The 15,998-nt window shown below is 72.4% G+C and carries 9 protein-coding genes; all 9 read right to left on the reverse strand.

What is annotated here, in order from left to right:
• Positions 1-132: 132 nt before the first annotated feature.
• On the reverse strand, positions 133-336 hold the full coding sequence (locus tag ACF08M_RS27785; protein ID WP_093897832.1) for an acyl-CoA carboxylase subunit epsilon: 204 nt from the start codon (positions 334-336) through the stop codon (positions 133-135).
• Between the two features lie 66 nt (positions 337-402).
• The gene (locus tag ACF08M_RS27790; protein WP_392187996.1) at positions 403-1,986 is read right to left on the reverse strand and encodes an acyl-CoA carboxylase subunit beta; all 1,584 of its coding nucleotides are present in this window, start codon (positions 1,984-1,986) and stop codon (positions 403-405) included.
• A gap of 153 nt (positions 1,987-2,139) precedes the next feature.
• Positions 2,140-3,396: a carbohydrate ABC transporter substrate-binding protein gene (locus ACF08M_RS27795; protein WP_392187997.1), complete on the reverse strand. Its 1,257-nt coding sequence runs from the start codon at positions 3,394-3,396 to the stop codon at positions 2,140-2,142.
• Positions 3,393-4,412, reverse strand: a complete 1,020-nt coding sequence (locus ACF08M_RS27800; RefSeq protein WP_392187998.1) for a hypothetical protein — start codon at positions 4,410-4,412, stop codon at positions 3,393-3,395. Before ACF08M_RS27800 ends, ACF08M_RS27795 begins: the two co-directional genes overlap by 4 nt.
• A complete protein-coding gene (locus ACF08M_RS27805) occupies positions 4,412-5,818 on the reverse strand; it encodes a hypothetical protein (RefSeq protein WP_392187999.1) in 1,407 nt (468 codons plus the stop codon). Before ACF08M_RS27805 ends, ACF08M_RS27800 begins: the two co-directional genes overlap by 1 nt.
• A gap of 36 nt (positions 5,819-5,854) precedes the next feature.
• Entirely contained in the window at positions 5,855-8,152 is a 2,298-nt protein-coding gene (locus tag ACF08M_RS27810; RefSeq protein ID WP_392188000.1) for a tetratricopeptide repeat protein, read from the reverse strand.
• Positions 8,149-9,540 carry a serine protease gene (locus ACF08M_RS27815; protein WP_392188001.1) on the reverse strand — a complete coding sequence of 464 codons (1,392 nt, stop codon included), beginning with the start codon at positions 9,538-9,540 and terminating at the stop codon, positions 8,149-8,151. Before ACF08M_RS27815 ends, ACF08M_RS27810 begins: the two co-directional genes overlap by 4 nt.
• 68 nt (positions 9,541-9,608) lie before the next feature.
• Entirely contained in the window at positions 9,609-11,954 is a 2,346-nt protein-coding gene (locus tag ACF08M_RS27820) for a polysaccharide lyase 8 family protein (protein ID WP_392188002.1), read from the reverse strand.
• Between the two features lie 154 nt (positions 11,955-12,108).
• Entirely contained in the window at positions 12,109-15,987 is a 3,879-nt protein-coding gene (locus tag ACF08M_RS27825) for an endo-alpha-N-acetylgalactosaminidase family protein (RefSeq protein ID WP_392188003.1), read from the reverse strand.
• Between the last annotated feature and the right edge of the window lie 11 nt (positions 15,988-15,998).

Genomic DNA, 15,998 nt, shown 5'->3' on the forward strand with positions numbered 1-15,998 from the left:
CCGCACCCGAACCAGCCACTTCGCAGCACTTCGCTCCGCCGATCGCCAGATCGACGGAGCGAAGCAGACGGGCCCCGAATAAACCAACAGCATCCTGAAGGAGTGCGGGGCCTCACGCGCTGCGGGTGTCCGTCAGCCCTGCCAGGAGTGCGGGGCGCGGAAGCCCGGGGTGCGTTCCAGGCGGCGCCAGCCGGCGGTGCTGCGTCCGCGGTGGGCAGGGGTCGCGGCGGGCTGGGCGGCTGCGCGGGCGAGCAGGACCGCGGTTATGGCGGCCAGCTCCTCGGGGTCGGCAAGACCCTTCTCGACACGCAGCACGGACTCGGCGGCTGTGCTCATGGGTGGTTTCTCCGTCTTCTCGGCAGGTCTTCGCGGGTCCGGCAGGGGCGCTGCGAGGGCCGCGGACTACTGCGGGGGGTTGCCGTGCTTGCGGGACGGCAGGTCGGCGTGCTTGGTCCGGAGCATGGCGAGCGAGGCGATCAGCACCTCGCGGGTCTCGGCAGGGTCGATGACGTCGTCGACCAGGCCGCGCTCGGCGGCGTAGTACGGGTGCATCAGTTCGGCCTTGTACTCCTTGACCATGCGGGTCCGCATGGCTTCCGGGTCCTCGGCGTCGGCGATCTGCCGACGGAAGATGACGTTCGCCGCGCCTTCGGCGCCCATCACCGCGATCTCGTTGGTCGGCCAGGCGTACGTCAGGTCGGCACCGATGGACTGGCTGTCCATCACGATGTACGCACCGCCGTAGGCCTTGCGCAGGATCAGCGAGATCCTCGGCACGGTGGCGTTGCAGTACGCGTAGAGCAGCTTCGCACCGTGTCGAATGATTCCACCGTGCTCCTGGTCGACCCCGGGCAGAAAGCCGGGTACGTCCAAAAGAGTGATGATGGGAATGTTGAATGCATCACACATCTGGACGAACCGGGCCGCCTTCTCCGACGCCTCGATGTCCAGGACACCGGCGAGGGACTGCGGCTGGTTGGCGACGATGCCCACGACCTGGCCGTCCAGGCGGGCCAGGGCGCAGATGATGTTGCGGGCCCAGCGCTCGTGGATCTCCAGGTAGTCGCCGTCGTCGACGAGCTCCTCGATGACCTTGTGCATGTCGTACGGGCGGTTGCCGTCGGCCGGGACCAGGTCCAGCAGGACGTCGCCGCGCCGGTCGGCCGGGTCGTCGCTCGCCACGGTGGGCGGGTTCTCCCGGTTGTTGGACGGCAGCATCCCGATCAGGTAGCGGACCTCGGCGATGCAGGTCTCCTCGTCGTCGTACGCGAAGTGCGCGACGCCCGAGGTCTCGGCGTGCACGTCGGCGCCGCCGAGGCCGTTCTGGGTGATCTCCTCGCCGGTGACCGCCTTCACGACGTCCGGTCCGGTGATGAACATCTGGGAGGTGTCGCGCACCATGAACACGAAGTCGGTGAGCGCCGGGGAGTAGGCCGCGCCGCCCGCGCAGGGGCCGAGCATCACGCTGATCTGCGGGATGACTCCGGAGGCCCGGGTGTTGCGCTGGAAGATGCCGCCGTATCCGGCGAGTGCGCTGACGCCCTCCTGGATACGGGCGCCCGCGCCGTCGTTCAGCGAGACCAGCGGGGCGCCGGCCGAGATGGCCATGTCCATGATCTTGTGGATCTTGGTGGCGTGCGCCTCGCCCAGGGCGCCGCCGAAGATCCGGAAGTCGTGCGCGTAGAGGAAGACCGTACGGCCGTCGACCGTGCCCCAGCCGGTGATGACACCGTCGGTGTACGGCTTCTTCGCCTCCAGGCCGAAGCCGGTCGCCCGGTGCCGGCGCAGCTGCTCGACCTCCTTGAACGACCCCGGGTCGACCAGCAGCTCGATGCGCTCACGCGCCGTCAGCTTGCCCTTGGCGTGCTGCGCCTCGGTCGCCCGGTCACTCGGTCCGCGGCGGGCCTGCTCGCGCAGTGCCAGCAGTTCGGCCACACGGCCACGGGTGTCGCTCGGCTCGCCCGGGGTTTCGTCCACAACGGTCATGTGTCGACCCTACGAAGCCCGGCAAGTAAATCCTGCCGTCGACTCCGTACAGTCTCCTGACCCGTTTCCTGGTGGAGCCTGACAGAAGTTCGGCTCCATGCAGTCGAAGTACCAGCCTCCGCGGGTCCGTCTTTGTAGGGGACCGACAAAGGCTCACTGTGGTCTGCTGCACACTCTTGTCAGCCTCGGGGTGTCCTCCGGTTGGGCGTCCTGCACCCTCGGCTGGGCGTCCTGCACCTTCTGGATGGCCGCCAGACGCGGCCGCACCGGGTCATCGGGGTGAGCGATCGTCAGCAGCACCGCCTCGTAGAACGCGTCCCGCACGGCGGCCGGCATGACGTCGGAGGCGTCCAGGCAGAGGGGCACCCGGTGGTCGGTGAGCCGGCTGCTGATCTGCTTCTCGACCGCTCCGTTCTTGGCGTGCACGGCGGAGTTCGGGGAGAATACCCCGGCCTTGCGGCCCCACTCCGCCTGGGCCTTGCGCGAGGTGAGCCGCCTGAGCAGCTCGCGGGCCTGTACGGACCTGCCGAACAGGGCGGCGAAGTCGGCGGACACCTCCCGGCCCTTCAGCGAAGGGCCGCCGGGCAGCAGCCGCGCGGAGTCCGTGAAGGCGGCGCGCTCCTTCAGGTCCCCGTAGAACGAACGGGCGAACGAGCCCTGGTGTTCCAGATCACAGCCGCCGCCGAAGAGCAGCCCGTGGCCACCGGGACCGCCCCGGTGGTCGGAGAGCAGGGCTCGCTCGGCGGCCGCCGGATCCTGGGCCAGCAGCCCGGCCCATCTGGTCCAGGCGTCGGCCACCGGGGCGTCCGTCCATGCGATGTCCCCGGTCGCCCATCGTTCGTACAGCACCGGCCCCGCGCTCTGCAGTATCAGGTCCTCGATCCAGTCGCTGCCCGCCCAGCCGGAGGCGCCGTCGTCGCCCATGCCGATGCACCAGGAGGCCAGCGGCGCGGGGGAGGAGGGCGGGGGCCGGTCCTTGCGGTACCAGACGATGCTCTTGAGGTCGGCCTTGAGCGGCACCCACAGGTCGTCGGCGACGCCCCGCGCCTCGGGCTGCCAGGGCTTGCCGTACTCCTCCGGCTCGTACAGCCCGCGCAGGGAGCGCAGCCGTTTCTCGGCGGCGTACTCGACGAGTTCCCCGACGCCCGGCAGGATCGCGATGTCGGGCGGGTTGCCCGCCTGCACCTCGGCGAGCAGGACTTCCCGGGTCGCGGCGGTGCCCTGATAGGTGTAGGGGATGCCGAGCCCGTCCAGGACGTCCTTGAACTGGTTCTCCTGGCTGTCGGTCCAGGGGCCGAGGATCGTCACCTTCGGCTGTTCGTCGCTGCCGCCCGGGGCGGCGAGCCCGCAGCCCGCCGCGGCCAGGACCAGGGCCACCACGAGCAGGAGCGCGCGGGTGCGCGGGATCATCCGGCCCTCCAGTAGTCGGCGTTGAGGCGCCTTCCGATACCGACGGCGGGCAGCAGGACGATCAGCGCGGAACCGCCCAGCGCCCCGTAGTAGGTCCAGCTCTGCCATGTCCGGGCGGCCAGATGGGCGCGCACACCCGCCGATTCGTCGGTGACGTACTGCTGGGACCCGGCCAGGTCGTGGTGGCCGCGGGCCCGTTGCTCGATGCCGACGAGACCGGTGTGGGCCGTGCTCAGCCGGTGCTGGGTGAGGGTGGTCGCCCACAGCGGGAACACGGCCAGCGCCACCGTGGCCAGCAGCGCGGTCAGCAGCCAGGGGTCGAGGCTGCGCCCGCAGCGGCGGCGCAGCACCCGGAGCGCGGACAGTGTGATCAGCGCCATGACCAGCAGGGCGAGCTCGGCGATCGCCCAGCCGGTCCGCTGGAGGGTGCCCAGGGAGCTGACGTGGTCGATCCGTTCCATCTGGTGTTTCTGGAGGACGTCGAGGCGGGGCACCACACCGGTGCCGTCGCGGCTGAGGATCGTCCTGGCCTCGGCGAACTTCTCGCGCTGCATCCGGTCGTCCGACACGTACTTCACCGCGCCGGGGGTGATGGAGCTGCTGTACGAGGTCAGCAGGCCGTTGACGGTTTCGAGCACCCCGCGGCCGCGGTCCCCGTCGATCTGTACGTCGTTGAGCCGGGAGAGACCCTGGGCGGCGGCGGAGAGCTGGTTCTCGTACCGCGCACCGGCCCCGACCACGTTGTCGATGTCCTGGTCGACGGAGTGCCGGGCCTCCTGGTGGGCGCGCAGCAGGGCGAGCTGGGTGGCGGCCACCCCCTGTACGGCGGGCGCGCCACGGGTGCGCATCTCGCCCGCCGAGATCTGTACTTCGCGGTACGAGACGAGCAGGACGCTCACCGAGACCAGGGCGGCCGCGAGCATCGCGGTCAGATGCCGCTCCAGGAGCCGCCGGGTCCGTGACCCGTCAAAGCGGCGGGTCCGCAGCGCCCGGATCCACCGGGTCGGGCCGGGCATCACAGCCGCCTCCCGCAGGCGATGCAGAACTGGGCGGCGTGGCCGGCCGGGTGATCGCACTGCGGGCAGCGGGCCGTGGCCCCGGCCGGGCCGTCGGGCGGTTCCACCAGGTGGGCGGAGGCGATGCTCAGCCGCCCCCGGCGGACGGTGCCCCGGTCGACGGTCGGCCCGATCCTGACCCGCCCCTCCCGCTCGTCGACGATCTCGGCGATGTTGCGGACCTCGGCCGGAACCCAGGTGGCACCGATCCCGGCGGCCAGCCGCACCGCGCGTCCGAACTGTTCCTCGGCCTCCCCGCGCCGCTCCAGGTCGAGGGCGTCGTACGCGCGCCTGAGGGCGGTCCTTATCTCGGTGGAGGCGTTCATGGCGTGGACGCTCCGGTCCGCGCCGCCGGAGTGCCCCGCCGTGGCCGCCGCGGCTCCCGCGGACAGCCAGCGGATCACGACCGGTTCGGTGATGTCGCCGACGGTGACGGTGGCGAGCTGGAGCGGCACCCCGAGGGGGTCGTTGTCCGCGTCCACCCGGAGGGAGAGGAGGTAGTCACGGGCCTCCGGCTTCCACTGATGGGTGAGGAACTCCAGCCGGCGCGGATCGTCCCCGCCGCCGGCCGGGTCGAGCCGCTGCTGGCGTGGGGCGGTCTCGGTGAGGGTCACCTCGCGGACCGCCGGACGTACGGTGACCGTGACGGGAAGCGCGGGGCTGCGGATCCGGCGCAGTCGGCGGACGGCCGCGTCGACGGCGGGGGCGAACGCATCGGGTGCGTACGCGGCGTCGCCGTGCAGCCGCTCGGCGACGGCGAGCAGCGGTGCCGGGTCCCAGGACTCCCCCACGGCCAGCACGTCCGCGGTGAACTCTCCTTCGCAGCGGGCGAGTTCGGTGCGCAGCGCGCTGTCCTCGCGGTAGGCGTCGTCCCCCTCGCCGCGGCCGCTCCCGTCGGTGATCAGCACCAGATGCCGTACCGGGAGGGCGCTCTCGGCGAACCGTTCGCGCGCCTCGGCCAGCCAGCGGGTGTATCCGGCCGGACGGCGCCCGGCGGGGGCCGCGGCGATCCGGCCGACGCTGAACGCGGCGCGGCGCCGGTCGTCCGCATCGGCGGTCGCCCACCGGCCGTGCAGGGGGTAGCACCGGGAGGCTTCGCCGCCCAGCACCGTGTAGGAGATTCCGTCGGCCAGCGCGCCCACGGTGTCGGCGAGCGCGGCGACGGCCGTGGCGCGCCGCGACGCGGCGACGTCCACCGCGATGACGAGGGCGAGTTCGGCGGCGGGAATCGCGTCCCGGGGGCCGACGGCGACCGTCTCGATCCTCACGTGGGCTTCGATCCTGACGTCGCGGCCCGGCGGGTGCTTCTCGGGGACCTCGACGAGCAGACCGGGTTCGAGGCCGGGCGAGGGAGCGGTGCGGCCCATTGAGCTGCCTCCAGGGTTGCGGCGTCGGGTTCGGGTTCAGAAGCGGGTCTGCGGGCGGACCGCGTGCGAGAGATCGATCAGCCGCTCGTACTCGGCGGGATTCTGGCGCTGCCGGGCCAGCCAGCGGTAGCACTGCTCCAGTTCCTCGCGTACGGCCCGTTCCCCGGGGACCGGTGGCGGGGGCAGCCCGCGCCACTGCCGGCCGCGCCGTGCGCCGGGGGCGGCGGCCCGGACGACGTCGAGCTTCCACTCGAAGAGTTCGGTGCGCAGCAGCCGTGCCGCTTCGTCGCCCGACACCGCGGAGGCCGGGTCCGGGCCGCCCGCGCGGAGCGGGACCGCGGCGAGACTGGCGTCGATCTCCCGCGGCCCGGGCAGCGGCCGCTCCCCCGTCGCGAGCCGCGCCGCCCGGATGCGCAGTGCGGCCACGCGGGCGACGGCGTGGTCCCGCGACTCGTCGGGCACCCGGTCCAGGACCCCGGCCGCCGCTTCCCGGTCGCCGCGTGCCAGGGCCAGCCTGGCCAGTCCCAGCGCGGCACCGACGTGCGAGGGGTTGCGGGCGTGCACGGCCCGGAAGAGTTCGTACGCCGACGGGGCCACCCCGGCCGGGAGGTCCGGGCCGAGCTGTTCCGCGACGTACGCGAGCGCCAGTTTCGCCGCGTACTCGCCGGACAGCGCGCGGTGGACGGCCGCGAAGTGCTTCAGGGCGGCCTCCAGCATCTGCCGCCGGTCGTCCAGTACATCGGCGCTGCGCAGCGCGACGAGCCCCCAGTGCCAGCTGAGCCGCCACTGCCGCACCGGGCCGGGGCCCGGTATGGCGTTCGCCTCCTGGACCTGCCGGCGCGCCCCGGCCAGCGCTTCCGCGTCCTCCTGGCCGAGCAGCAGGCGGGCGTTGTGCAGACAGATCTCCACCGACCGTTCCCCCTCGGCGGGCTGGGTCAGCGGCCGGCCGGGGTCGTAGCTGCTGACCAGGAACCGGGCGGCCGCCGGGTCTCCCGGGTAGGGCCTCGGCACCGGCAGCCGCCGGGCGATCTCGGTGGGGGTGGGCAGCCCGGAGTCCAGGGCCGGGGCGTCGGGCGGCTCGTGGCGGCGGTAGAGGGGGCGGCGCAGCCAGTGCGTGTAGTCGGGTACGGAGCCCAGCCGCGCGCCGAGCAGTTCGGTGGACGGGGTGAAGTGGGCGGAGGGCTCGGGCTGGTCCCGTTTCCCGCGCAGCGCCCGGATCTCGCGCAGCACGCCGCGGAGCTGGCCGGCCATCTCGTCGGCGGCGGCGAACCGGCGTTCCGGGTCGCGGGCCGTGGCGCGTTCCACGACCAGCCGGAAGGAGCTGATGCCGAGGCCGGGCACGTCGTCGCCGACCGCCCAGCCGGCGAGTTCGGCCAGGGTCGTCCCGACGGTGTGGATGTCGTGGGCGACGGTCAGCGGTCTGCCGCTGTCCGTCTCGGGTGCCGCGAATCCGCGGGTGATCACGGGGGGTGGTTCGGTGGCCCCGCTCTTGCGCACCCCGCCGAGGTCGATGACCTTGATGCCGTCGTGCCGGTGGACCACATTGGACGGCTTCATGTCCCCGTACAGGAATCCCATGCCGTGCAGATGGGCGAGGGCTTCGAGGATCTGGCAGCCGTAGGTGATGACGTGCTCGATGTCGAGGACGAAGGTGCCCTGCCGGGTCGATTCGACGACCGCGGAGAGCGTACGGTCGCCGACGTCGTCCATCACGATGTAGCCGCCGGAGACCGTGCCGTCCTCTCCGCGGGTGCTGATGAAGTCCCGGATGCGGACGATGCGTTCGTGGCGGATGGCGACGAGGCTGCGGCGCTCCTCGTCGGCCTGGGCGGCGCCCCGTTCCGCGTAACGGTTGAGGAGTCCCTTCACGGCGACGTACTCCTCCAGGTGGGTGTCCTCGGCGAGGTAGACCCAGCCCTGGCCGCCGTGGGCGATGGGGCCGCGGATCCGGTACTGGTCCTGGAGCAGCGGCCCGTCCTCGGTGAGTTCGGGCCGGTAGGCGTACGGGGCACCGCACTTGGGGCAGTGGCCGGTGTCCGGGGGCGGGGCGGCGGTGTACGGGGGGATGAAGTAGGTGGCGCAGGACTTGGCCGAGCAGCTCATCAGGACGCGTACCTGCGAGGTGGCGGCGTCCAGCCGCTGGTCGGGGCCGCTCGGTTCGAGCGGGGGCAGTTCCAGCAGGCCGGCGGGGCCGTACTTCTCCGGGTCGGTGGGCAGCGGCGGGAGTCCGGGGCCGTTCCTGGAGCGGCCGCAGGTGTCGCAGTAGCCGGTGGGCTGTACGGCGCCGCCGCAGGGGGCTCCGGTAAACCGGCGGTGCGGGCAGTCGGTCCTCATCGGCGCTCCGTCCGTCCCCGGTCGGTACGCTGCCCCGGAACGTCCGCCCGGCCGGCCCGGGTGTGCCGGTCCAGGTCCTCCTCCAGCTCGCGCGACAGGGTGCGCAGGGCGGTGAGCTGTTCCTTCGGGTCGGCGAGCGCACGCAGCCGCTCCAGCTGTTGGTGGCGGCGGGCCGAGCCGGTCCGGGGCGGCGGGGCCAGCGAGGCGGATTCCACCATGCCGTTCAGCACGGCCCAGTTCCGCTCGATGGATTCCACGCGGCCCAGGAGTAAGGCCGCCCGCTCGTCGAGGGCCGGTACGAGCAGCTGCCGCGCCACCTCGCTCACGCCGTCGCCCGCGCCGTCCCGGACGACGACCAGCAGCCGGAAGCCGAGCGTCCGCACCCGGACGAGTAACGACACCAGCCGGCGCGGCTGCCGGTCCTCGTCGAGTCCGATCACGGCGAGGGTGGGCCCGGCGATCCCGGGGAGTCCGCCCGCCGCCCGGTCCGGCGGGGCGCCGCCGTCCAGCAGCCAGTCGCGGTAGGCCCTCAGCTGGTGGCGCGGCAGCCGCAGCCGCGCCACCAGCTCCCCGACGAACTCCTCGGGCGTGGTGCGGCCGCCCCGGTAGACCAAGTGGGCGCGGTACAGCTGGTGGCGCAGGGTCCGCTCGCGGCCGCCGCCGCGCGGCACGACGCTGAAGCGCACCGCGGGCTGCTCGCCGCCGGCGAACCAGTCCCGCAGCCGTCGGGCGAGGCCGGGGTCCCAGCCGTCCGGCCCGCTCAACTCGGCGACGAGCGGCACGAGTTCGGCGATCCGGTCGATCGAGACCATGTACGAGAACGCCAGGTCGTTGTCGCGGGGGACCGCCAGGTCCAGGTCGCCGCGCCGGCTGACCACCATGCCGACGACCCGCTCCGGCCGCCCGTCGCCGTCACCGCGCGCCTGGACGGCGGCACCGCTGAACCCCGGCCGCACCACCTGTTCGTTGCGCCGGGCGTCGAGCTGGATCCACCCGCCGTGTGCCCCGCCGATCCGGCCGGTCAGCCACATGCCGTCGGCGAAGTTCTGCGCGTACCCGCCGATCCACACCTCGCCGTTCCGCTCCAGTCTCCGGTCGAGCGTCGCGGGGGTGGCCTGCGGGCGCGGGCTGTCCAGGGCGAGCACGGCGATGTCCTCGCGGGTCGCGCCGAGGCCGGGCAGCCAGCCGTCCTCGGCGACCCGTGCCCCGACCGGGGCGATGCCGGGGTTCTCGGCGAACTCCACCCACATCCGGGCGTCCGGCGCGCCGACGACATGGGAGCAGGTCAGCGCCCGGTCCTGGGTGAGCAGCACTCCGGCGCCGCACACCAGCCCGTGCGGCCCACCGCGACGCAGCCGGAGCCGCCAGTCCGCCTTCAACTCCCCCATAGCGCATGAGGGTACGCGCGCAACCGGCACGGCTCCCAGTCCTCGGACATACTCCGGTCAACCGGTGTCTACCGGACGTCACACCGCAGGGTGCGTCCCTCCGTTCCCGGTTCGGCCCGGAGCACCAGGCGGCGGCCGGTGGACCGCACCTCGATGCCCGGGTCCGCCGAGACGACCTCGCGCACCGGCCGCTCCCAGACGAGGTCCACCGGCGCACCCGTCCGGTCGGGGCCGCTGACGCACACCGTCGTCGTGCCCCGCACCTCCCGTACGAGCACGCTCGCCGGGGCCGTGACGGAGAGCGGACCGGCCGCGCCGGGCTGCCAGAAGTTGGCGGCGGTCACGCCCGGCGAGCGGACGGCGACCGCCTGCGCGGCGGCCGTGTTGGCGAGCACGGTCAGCCACTGCCGGTCGGCGGCGCGGGCGGTGACGGTGCGGCGGGAGGCGCCGGGCATCAGCAGGTAGACATGGCCGGCGTCGACCGGGTCGGTGCCGTGGTCGAGCCAGAGGGTCTGGTAGCGGCGGGTTTGGCGCTCGGTGGAGCTGGTGGTGTTGATGTCGGACCAGGCGCCGGTGCGGTCCTCGCGCAGGGTGTGCAGGTCGGCGCCGCCGGGGAACACCCAGCCGCCGTGGCCCTCCAGGTGGGCCCAGCGCGGAGCGGTGCGGTCGTCGACGGTGAGCCGGTCCGTGCCGCCCTCGCCGAGCATGCGGTTGTCGACGATCGTCTCGACGGGCACCTGGTCGCTGCTGGTGATACCGGCGCCGAGGCAGACGACCGTGTCGGCGAAGCAGAACCACGACGTGCGGGCCTCCAGGGTCGAGCCGAGCCCCCTGAGGTGCTGGCCCACCGCGCCGAATTCGCCGTCCGTGGCGCCGCCGACCCATTTCGCGGCGGGTTTGGCGGCGCCCCATTCGCCGCCCGCCCGGTCGGCGAGCCGCTTGGTGGAGACGGTCGTCCCGGGCAGGCGATAGGGGTCGACGGTCGGCCAGAACCAGTCGGTGTACTGGTCGTTCTCCTTCTCGCCCGGCCACCAGCAGAGCATTCCGGCACCGGTGTGCCAGCCGCGCGGATTCTCTCCGTTGCCGCACTCGTAGTACGAGATCCGGTCCGAGGACATGGAGATGCCCGCGGCCCAGCCGGGGCGCCGGTGGACGGCGCGGGCCATACTGGCGAAGAGGTGGTGGCCCACCCGTTCGGGCGCGGCGGGCACGGCGGTGGCCTGGACCGCGTGCAGCCGGGACAGGTCCGCGATGCCGAACTGGCGGGCGGTGAGGATCGGGCTGACGCGGTCGCGGGCGATCCAGCCCTTGATCATGCCGTGCCACCGGTCGCGCTCGGCCGCCGATGCCCCGGAGGCGAGGAGGGCGATCCCGGCGATGATGCCCTGTCCGTGAAAGTGGTCGCTGCGCATCACCTTCAGATCGTCGTTCTTCAGGTAACCGCGGCTGATGGCCCGGCCGTTGACGCTGTCCATGACCAGGCCGTTGTGGATCAGCGGCGCGTAGGCGCGCTCGACGCTGTCCAGGATGATCTGCCGGTTCGGGTCGGTGACGGCCCAGGCCGATCCGGCGAGCAGGGCGAAGAGACGGCCGAGGCCGTCGAGCATGACCTGACCGTAGGTGCCGGAGTAGGCGACGGTGGTGTGCTGGATGAACGACCCGTCCGCGTACAGGCCGTCTCCCTTGGTGACGTACGGGAAGACGGGGGACAGCGCGTCCCTGGCCAGGGCGATCTTCGCGGGCGCCCGGCCGACGACGCCGCGCAGGGCGACGGAGCGGCACAGGTCGACGCGGTTGGCGCCGGTGGAGGTGCCGCTGTAGTCGCGGAGCACGGAATCCGGGATGAAGTGGTCGACGGCGGCGCAGGATGCCTCGACGCGGGCCGCGCCCAGCTGCTCGTACAGCACGGACGTGATGTCCATGAGGAGGCGCGGGCTGCCGATCTGCCACTCCCACCAGTTGCCGTACGGGGTGACGGAGGCGTGGTACGCGGTCGTGGCGAGGTGGTCGTGGCCGCGGAGGATGTCGGCGAGGAGGGCCGCGTCGCCGGTCGATCCGGTGCCGTCCTGGGCGTACGCCTGGGTCATCGTCCACAGGCGGCTGTAGCTCTGGGTGATGCCGGACGGCTGGTCGAAGGTGATGCCGGGCCACAACGAGCCGGCGGCCGGGCTCATCGAGGCCCGGAACCCGCGGGCGAGCGTGCCGATTTCGGCGAGGCGGGAGACGAAGGGTTCGGCGGTCGCGTCGAAGCCGGCGCCGAGCGTGATACCGGCCCAGCGCATCCGGAGCGCGTCGAATTCGTCGGCCCCGGCGGCGGTCGCGGCCGTCGCGGAAGCCGGGAGGGAGATCGCCAGTGCGGTGGCGGCCGAGAAAGCGAGCAGCGTGCGGCGTGACATTTCGGACGGGTTCGGCATGTGCGGCTCCGGATCGTGAGAGGGGGACGCCCGCGCGGGAGGGGGCGGGCCGGACGGACGCTCGCATGGAAAGGGGGCGGGGTGGGTCGACGCCCGCGTGCGAGAGGGCGGGGTGGGTGCTCGCCGTGGGGCACCCACCCCGCATCCTGTGGTCTCAGCCACCGCAGTGGAAGCGTGCGTCACCCCAGTCCGCGTGGTCGTTTCCGTTGCCGTCGCCGCCGTCGCCGACGATCAGTTCGACGTACTTGGCGCCGGTGGTGTCCGCCGTGAGCGACCAGGCGTCGTCGGCCGCCTTCAGGACCGGCGACTTCACCTTCTCGGTGCCGTCGGCCGTGACGCTGAACTGCACGCTGCCGCGGGTGGTCTGCGCGTCGTCCACGCCGACCTGCGCGGTGAAGGAGGTGCACCTGCCGCCCAGGTAGTAGCGGATCTTCGCCGGGGCGTGGCTGCCGAGGCCCTTGGTGTAGACGGTGCCGCCGATCTTCAGCGGGGTGCCGTCGCCGCTGCCCTGCTCACCGTTGGAGAGATCCCGCTCGACGGGGCCCCAGCCGTTCTCGGCGGCCGTCCAGTCGAGGTCACTGGCCCAGCTGTCCGTGGTGGGCGGCGGCGGCAGGGTCCGTACGGAGGTCTGCGCGCCGAGCGTGCGCCGTTCGCCGCCGACCGCGTAGGTCGCCTGCGAACTCAGCGCGTACGTCCGGTACGGGGCGTCGACCGGCGGGGTGACCCGCCAGCTGCCGGTGACCTCGGCGCCCGCCGCGACCGAGTCGAAGGTGACGGCGCCCGCGGGCTCCGCCTGCCAGCCCTCGGGGACGGTGAGGCTCAGCGCGACACCGGTCGCGGCGGTGGCCTCGTCGTTGGTGAAGCTCGCCCTGACGGTGTTGGCCGCGCCCGGCTCCAGGGTCTCGGCGGCGGAGGCGACCGTCAGCGTCCCGCAGGCGGCGATCTCACCGGCCGGGGCCGGGCCGAGGTCGGTCACGGTGAAGGCGTCGAGGACGAAGTCGGCGCCGTCGGGCGCGTCGCCCCGCTTGCGCAGCCCGGTCCAGGTGTCGCCGCAGCCCGCGGTGACGGTCTCGGCGAAGTGCCCGGTGGTGCGCTGCTGCCCGACGGGAGTGGTCCGGGTCTCGACCGAGTCGGCCTTGCCGTCGGCGGTGATCCGGTCGTAGCCGTCGACCCACTCGTAGGCGCCGGCGTGGCTGGACTGGTAGTCGTACTCGACCTTGTAGCGGTGGCCGTCGGTCATCGGCACGGTCCAGGGGGCGGTGCGGTAGACGAGCCCGGTGTTCTCCTCGTGGGCCTTGAGGGACTCCTTGCCGCCGATCACGTCGTCGATCAGCTTTCCGTTCCAGCCGGCCTGGGTGTACGGGGCGTGCAGCTGGGAGATGACGGTCCGGGGGTCGGTGGAGCCGCCCGCATCGCCCTTGAGGAAGGGGCCCCAGCCCTGGTCGACGTCCTCGAAGTCCTCGTACACGACGGTGTTCTTCCTGGTCGCCGGAGCGTTGGCGACGATACGCACGTCATCGGCCCGGACGCTCGCCGTGCTGCCCCGGGCCACTTCGATACGGAACGTGGCGCGGCCGTTCTCGGGGGCGGTGAAGTTCACCTTGGCGCGCTGGAAGTACGTGCCGTGCCAGTCGGAAGCGGCGACGTAGTCCTCGGCGGTGGAGCGGTCCACGGCGACGGACCTGTTGCCGATCGAGAGCGTCGTGTGCCGGGTCTTCCCGGGCTGGACCTCGATGAGCGCGGAGGCGGTGTAGCGCTTGCCGGGCGTGAGGCCGTGGATGCTCTGCGAGAGTGCCGCCGTGCCGGTGCCGGAGAGCCTGGCGCTGTTGCGGCCCTGTCCGTCGGTGTCGCGGACGACCGTTCCGGTCTTCGACCAGGCGTCGAGCCCGACGTCGTTGAAGCCGGGGTCGTCGACCGGGGCGCCCTCGCCCCACCGGGGGTCGGCGGCCTTCGGCGCGTGGTCCGGGTAGAGGACGTACGGCTGTCCGGCGGTGGCCGTCAGCGTGATCTTCCCGTCGACGGGCTTGACCGTACCGGTTCTGACCCGGCCGTTGTCGGTGAGCTCGTAGACGGTGTACGCGCTCGTGGACGGCACCGCCCAGCTGCTCGTGCCGCCGGACTCGCTGTAGTGGTACAGCTTCTTGCCGCCGTCCCACGGCAGCAGGTAGCCGGTGCCGCTCAGCACCTTGCGGCCGTGGTCGTAGAAGGTCCGCCTGCCGTCCTCGACCGTGCCCCGGACGCCGCCGGTGAAGGTGATGTCGTTGCCGTCCCAGCGGGTGATCTTCTGCTGCTGGAGATACTTCGCGGGCAGGTCGCGCTGCCAGATGTTGTCGTAGAAGGCGTTCCAGTCGGTCTCGTTGGTCCAGCCCTCGAACTCCTCGATGGCGGTCTGGCCGAGGACCGGGTCGTTGTTCCAGACGTCCTTCTCGTCGTTGCGGATGAACCGGATGATCTTCGAGTTGAGGCCCTTGTTGGTGGCGCCGCCGTAGTCGAGGTCATTGGCCCAGTGCGACCAGAGCGAGCCGCGCTCGAACTTGTCGGCCCACTCGGTGCCGACGTTCCAGCCCTGCTTCTGCACGGCCTGGAGGGTCTTGTCCGCGATCCAGCCGTGCGTGTAGTAGACGTCGATGTAGAGGAAGCTCAGATTGCGGTCCGTCTCGTCGCGCAACTGCTGGAAGCGCTTGGCCAGGTCGCCGCTGTTGATGTCGCGGCGCTGGTCGATGTAGTAGCTCTGGCCGAGCCAGTTCCAGCCGGGTCTGGTCTTGTCGACGAGCTTCTCGTCGAAGGCCCTGGCCTCCGGGTACGCCTCCGTGGCGTTGACGTGGACACCAAAGGTGGCGCCCCACTTCTTGCCGTCCCTCAGCAGCTCGTTGAGGTCCTTGAGCCCGCCGGCACGCTTGTTGTAGTCGCCGCCGTAGTCGGGGTGGGCGGAGTCGTGGCCCTCGGAGGCGTACCCCTTGAGGAGCGCCATCTGTCCGAGGCCGTCGGTGGCGAGCGAGATCCGCTTGACGTCGTCGAGAGTGCGCAGGAAGGGGTGCGTGGCCTGGCTGGCGAAGTTGAACGGGATGTGGGTGATGACCCGGTCCGGGGTGTCCTCGCTGCCGGGCGCCTTGACACCGATGGAGCGGAACGCGACGGCACCGTCCTGCCAGTCGACCTTCTGGTCGCCGTTGGCGTCGGGCGTGACGACGACCTTCGCCCAGGGGAGGTTGTCCCCGTTCTCCGGCTTCGGCGCCCCGTCACCGCGGTAGGTCCACTGCCCGGACCAGACACCGACCCGGACGCTGCCGTCGTCGGCCTTGCGGGCCTGGTGCCAGAACCGGGCGTCGTCGCCGCCGGTGGCTCCGGAGGGCTTGTCGTACGAGGAGTTGGACTCGACGGCCGCGGCGAGGGAGCCGGTGTTGACGATCGCGTACGAGGCACCGACCGGCGCCTGCTCGGCGGCGGTGTCCGGGGCCACCGCGGCAAAGACGTCGGCGGTCTTCGTCGAGTCGTTGTCCAGCCGGGTGAAGGCGGTGGCACCGCCGGTGTCCGTGGAGCCGACGGAGACGAGGTCGTGGCCGGGGATGTCGATGGTGCCGACGCGGAATGCCTCGGTGTCGCGGACGGCCGTCACCTCAAAGGTGGTGGCGCGGCCGGAGACGGAGAGCGAGGCGTCGATCTCGATGCCGGGCAGATCGGTGAAGGTCAGCGTGTAGCGGGCGGCGGAAGCGGTGACCACGGGGGCGCCCTTGAGCTTCACGGGGTGCGCGGTGCCGTTGAGGGTGACGGCGGTGACCGGCCGTGTACTGCCGAGCAGTTGGTCACCGCCGGCCCTGTCGGTGTACGCCAGGACGCGCGGGAAGTCGTCGGCGACGGCGACGGCGAGCTGCGCGGACCGGATGACGGTGGCGTCCGCCGGCACGGCCGACTCGACTGCGGCGGGTGAGGGAGCGGAGGAGGCGGCGGTGGCGGGGAGTGCGGTCCCCACCAGCGCCAGGACGGCGGCTGAGGCGGCGGCGACAGCGCCCGCCGAAGTGAATCTTCGCGACATGTGCTCTGCGT

The organism is Streptomyces sp. NPDC015032 (assembly GCF_043080425.1).
GTDB lineage: Bacteria > Actinomycetota > Actinomycetes > Streptomycetales > Streptomycetaceae > Streptomyces.

Bases quoted from the DNA above. Each gene is read 5' to 3' on its own strand.
- ACF08M_RS27785 (WP_093897832.1), bottom strand. From the start codon at position 336: ATGAGCACAGCCGCCGAGTCCGTGCTGCGTGTCGAGAAGGGTCTTGCC.
- ACF08M_RS27790 (WP_392187996.1), bottom strand. From the start codon at position 1,986: ATGACCGTTGTGGACGAAACCCCGGGCGAGCCGAGCGACACCCGTGGC.
- ACF08M_RS27795 (WP_392187997.1), bottom strand. From the start codon at position 3,396: ATGATCCCGCGCACCCGCGCGCTCCTGCTCGTGGTGGCCCTGGTCCTG.
- ACF08M_RS27800 (WP_392187998.1), bottom strand. From the start codon at position 4,412: ATGCCCGGCCCGACCCGGTGGATCCGGGCGCTGCGGACCCGCCGCTTT.
- ACF08M_RS27805 (WP_392187999.1), bottom strand. From the start codon at position 5,818: ATGGGCCGCACCGCTCCCTCGCCCGGCCTCGAACCCGGTCTGCTCGTC.
- ACF08M_RS27810 (WP_392188000.1), bottom strand. From the start codon at position 8,152: ATGAGGACCGACTGCCCGCACCGCCGGTTTACCGGAGCCCCCTGCGGC.
- ACF08M_RS27815 (WP_392188001.1), bottom strand. From the start codon at position 9,540: ATGGGGGAGTTGAAGGCGGACTGGCGGCTCCGGCTGCGTCGCGGTGGG.
- ACF08M_RS27820 (WP_392188002.1), bottom strand. From the start codon at position 11,954: ATGCCGAACCCGTCCGAAATGTCACGCCGCACGCTGCTCGCTTTCTCG.
- ACF08M_RS27825 (WP_392188003.1), bottom strand. From the start codon at position 15,987: ATGTCGCGAAGATTCACTTCGGCGGGCGCTGTCGCCGCCGCCTCAGCC.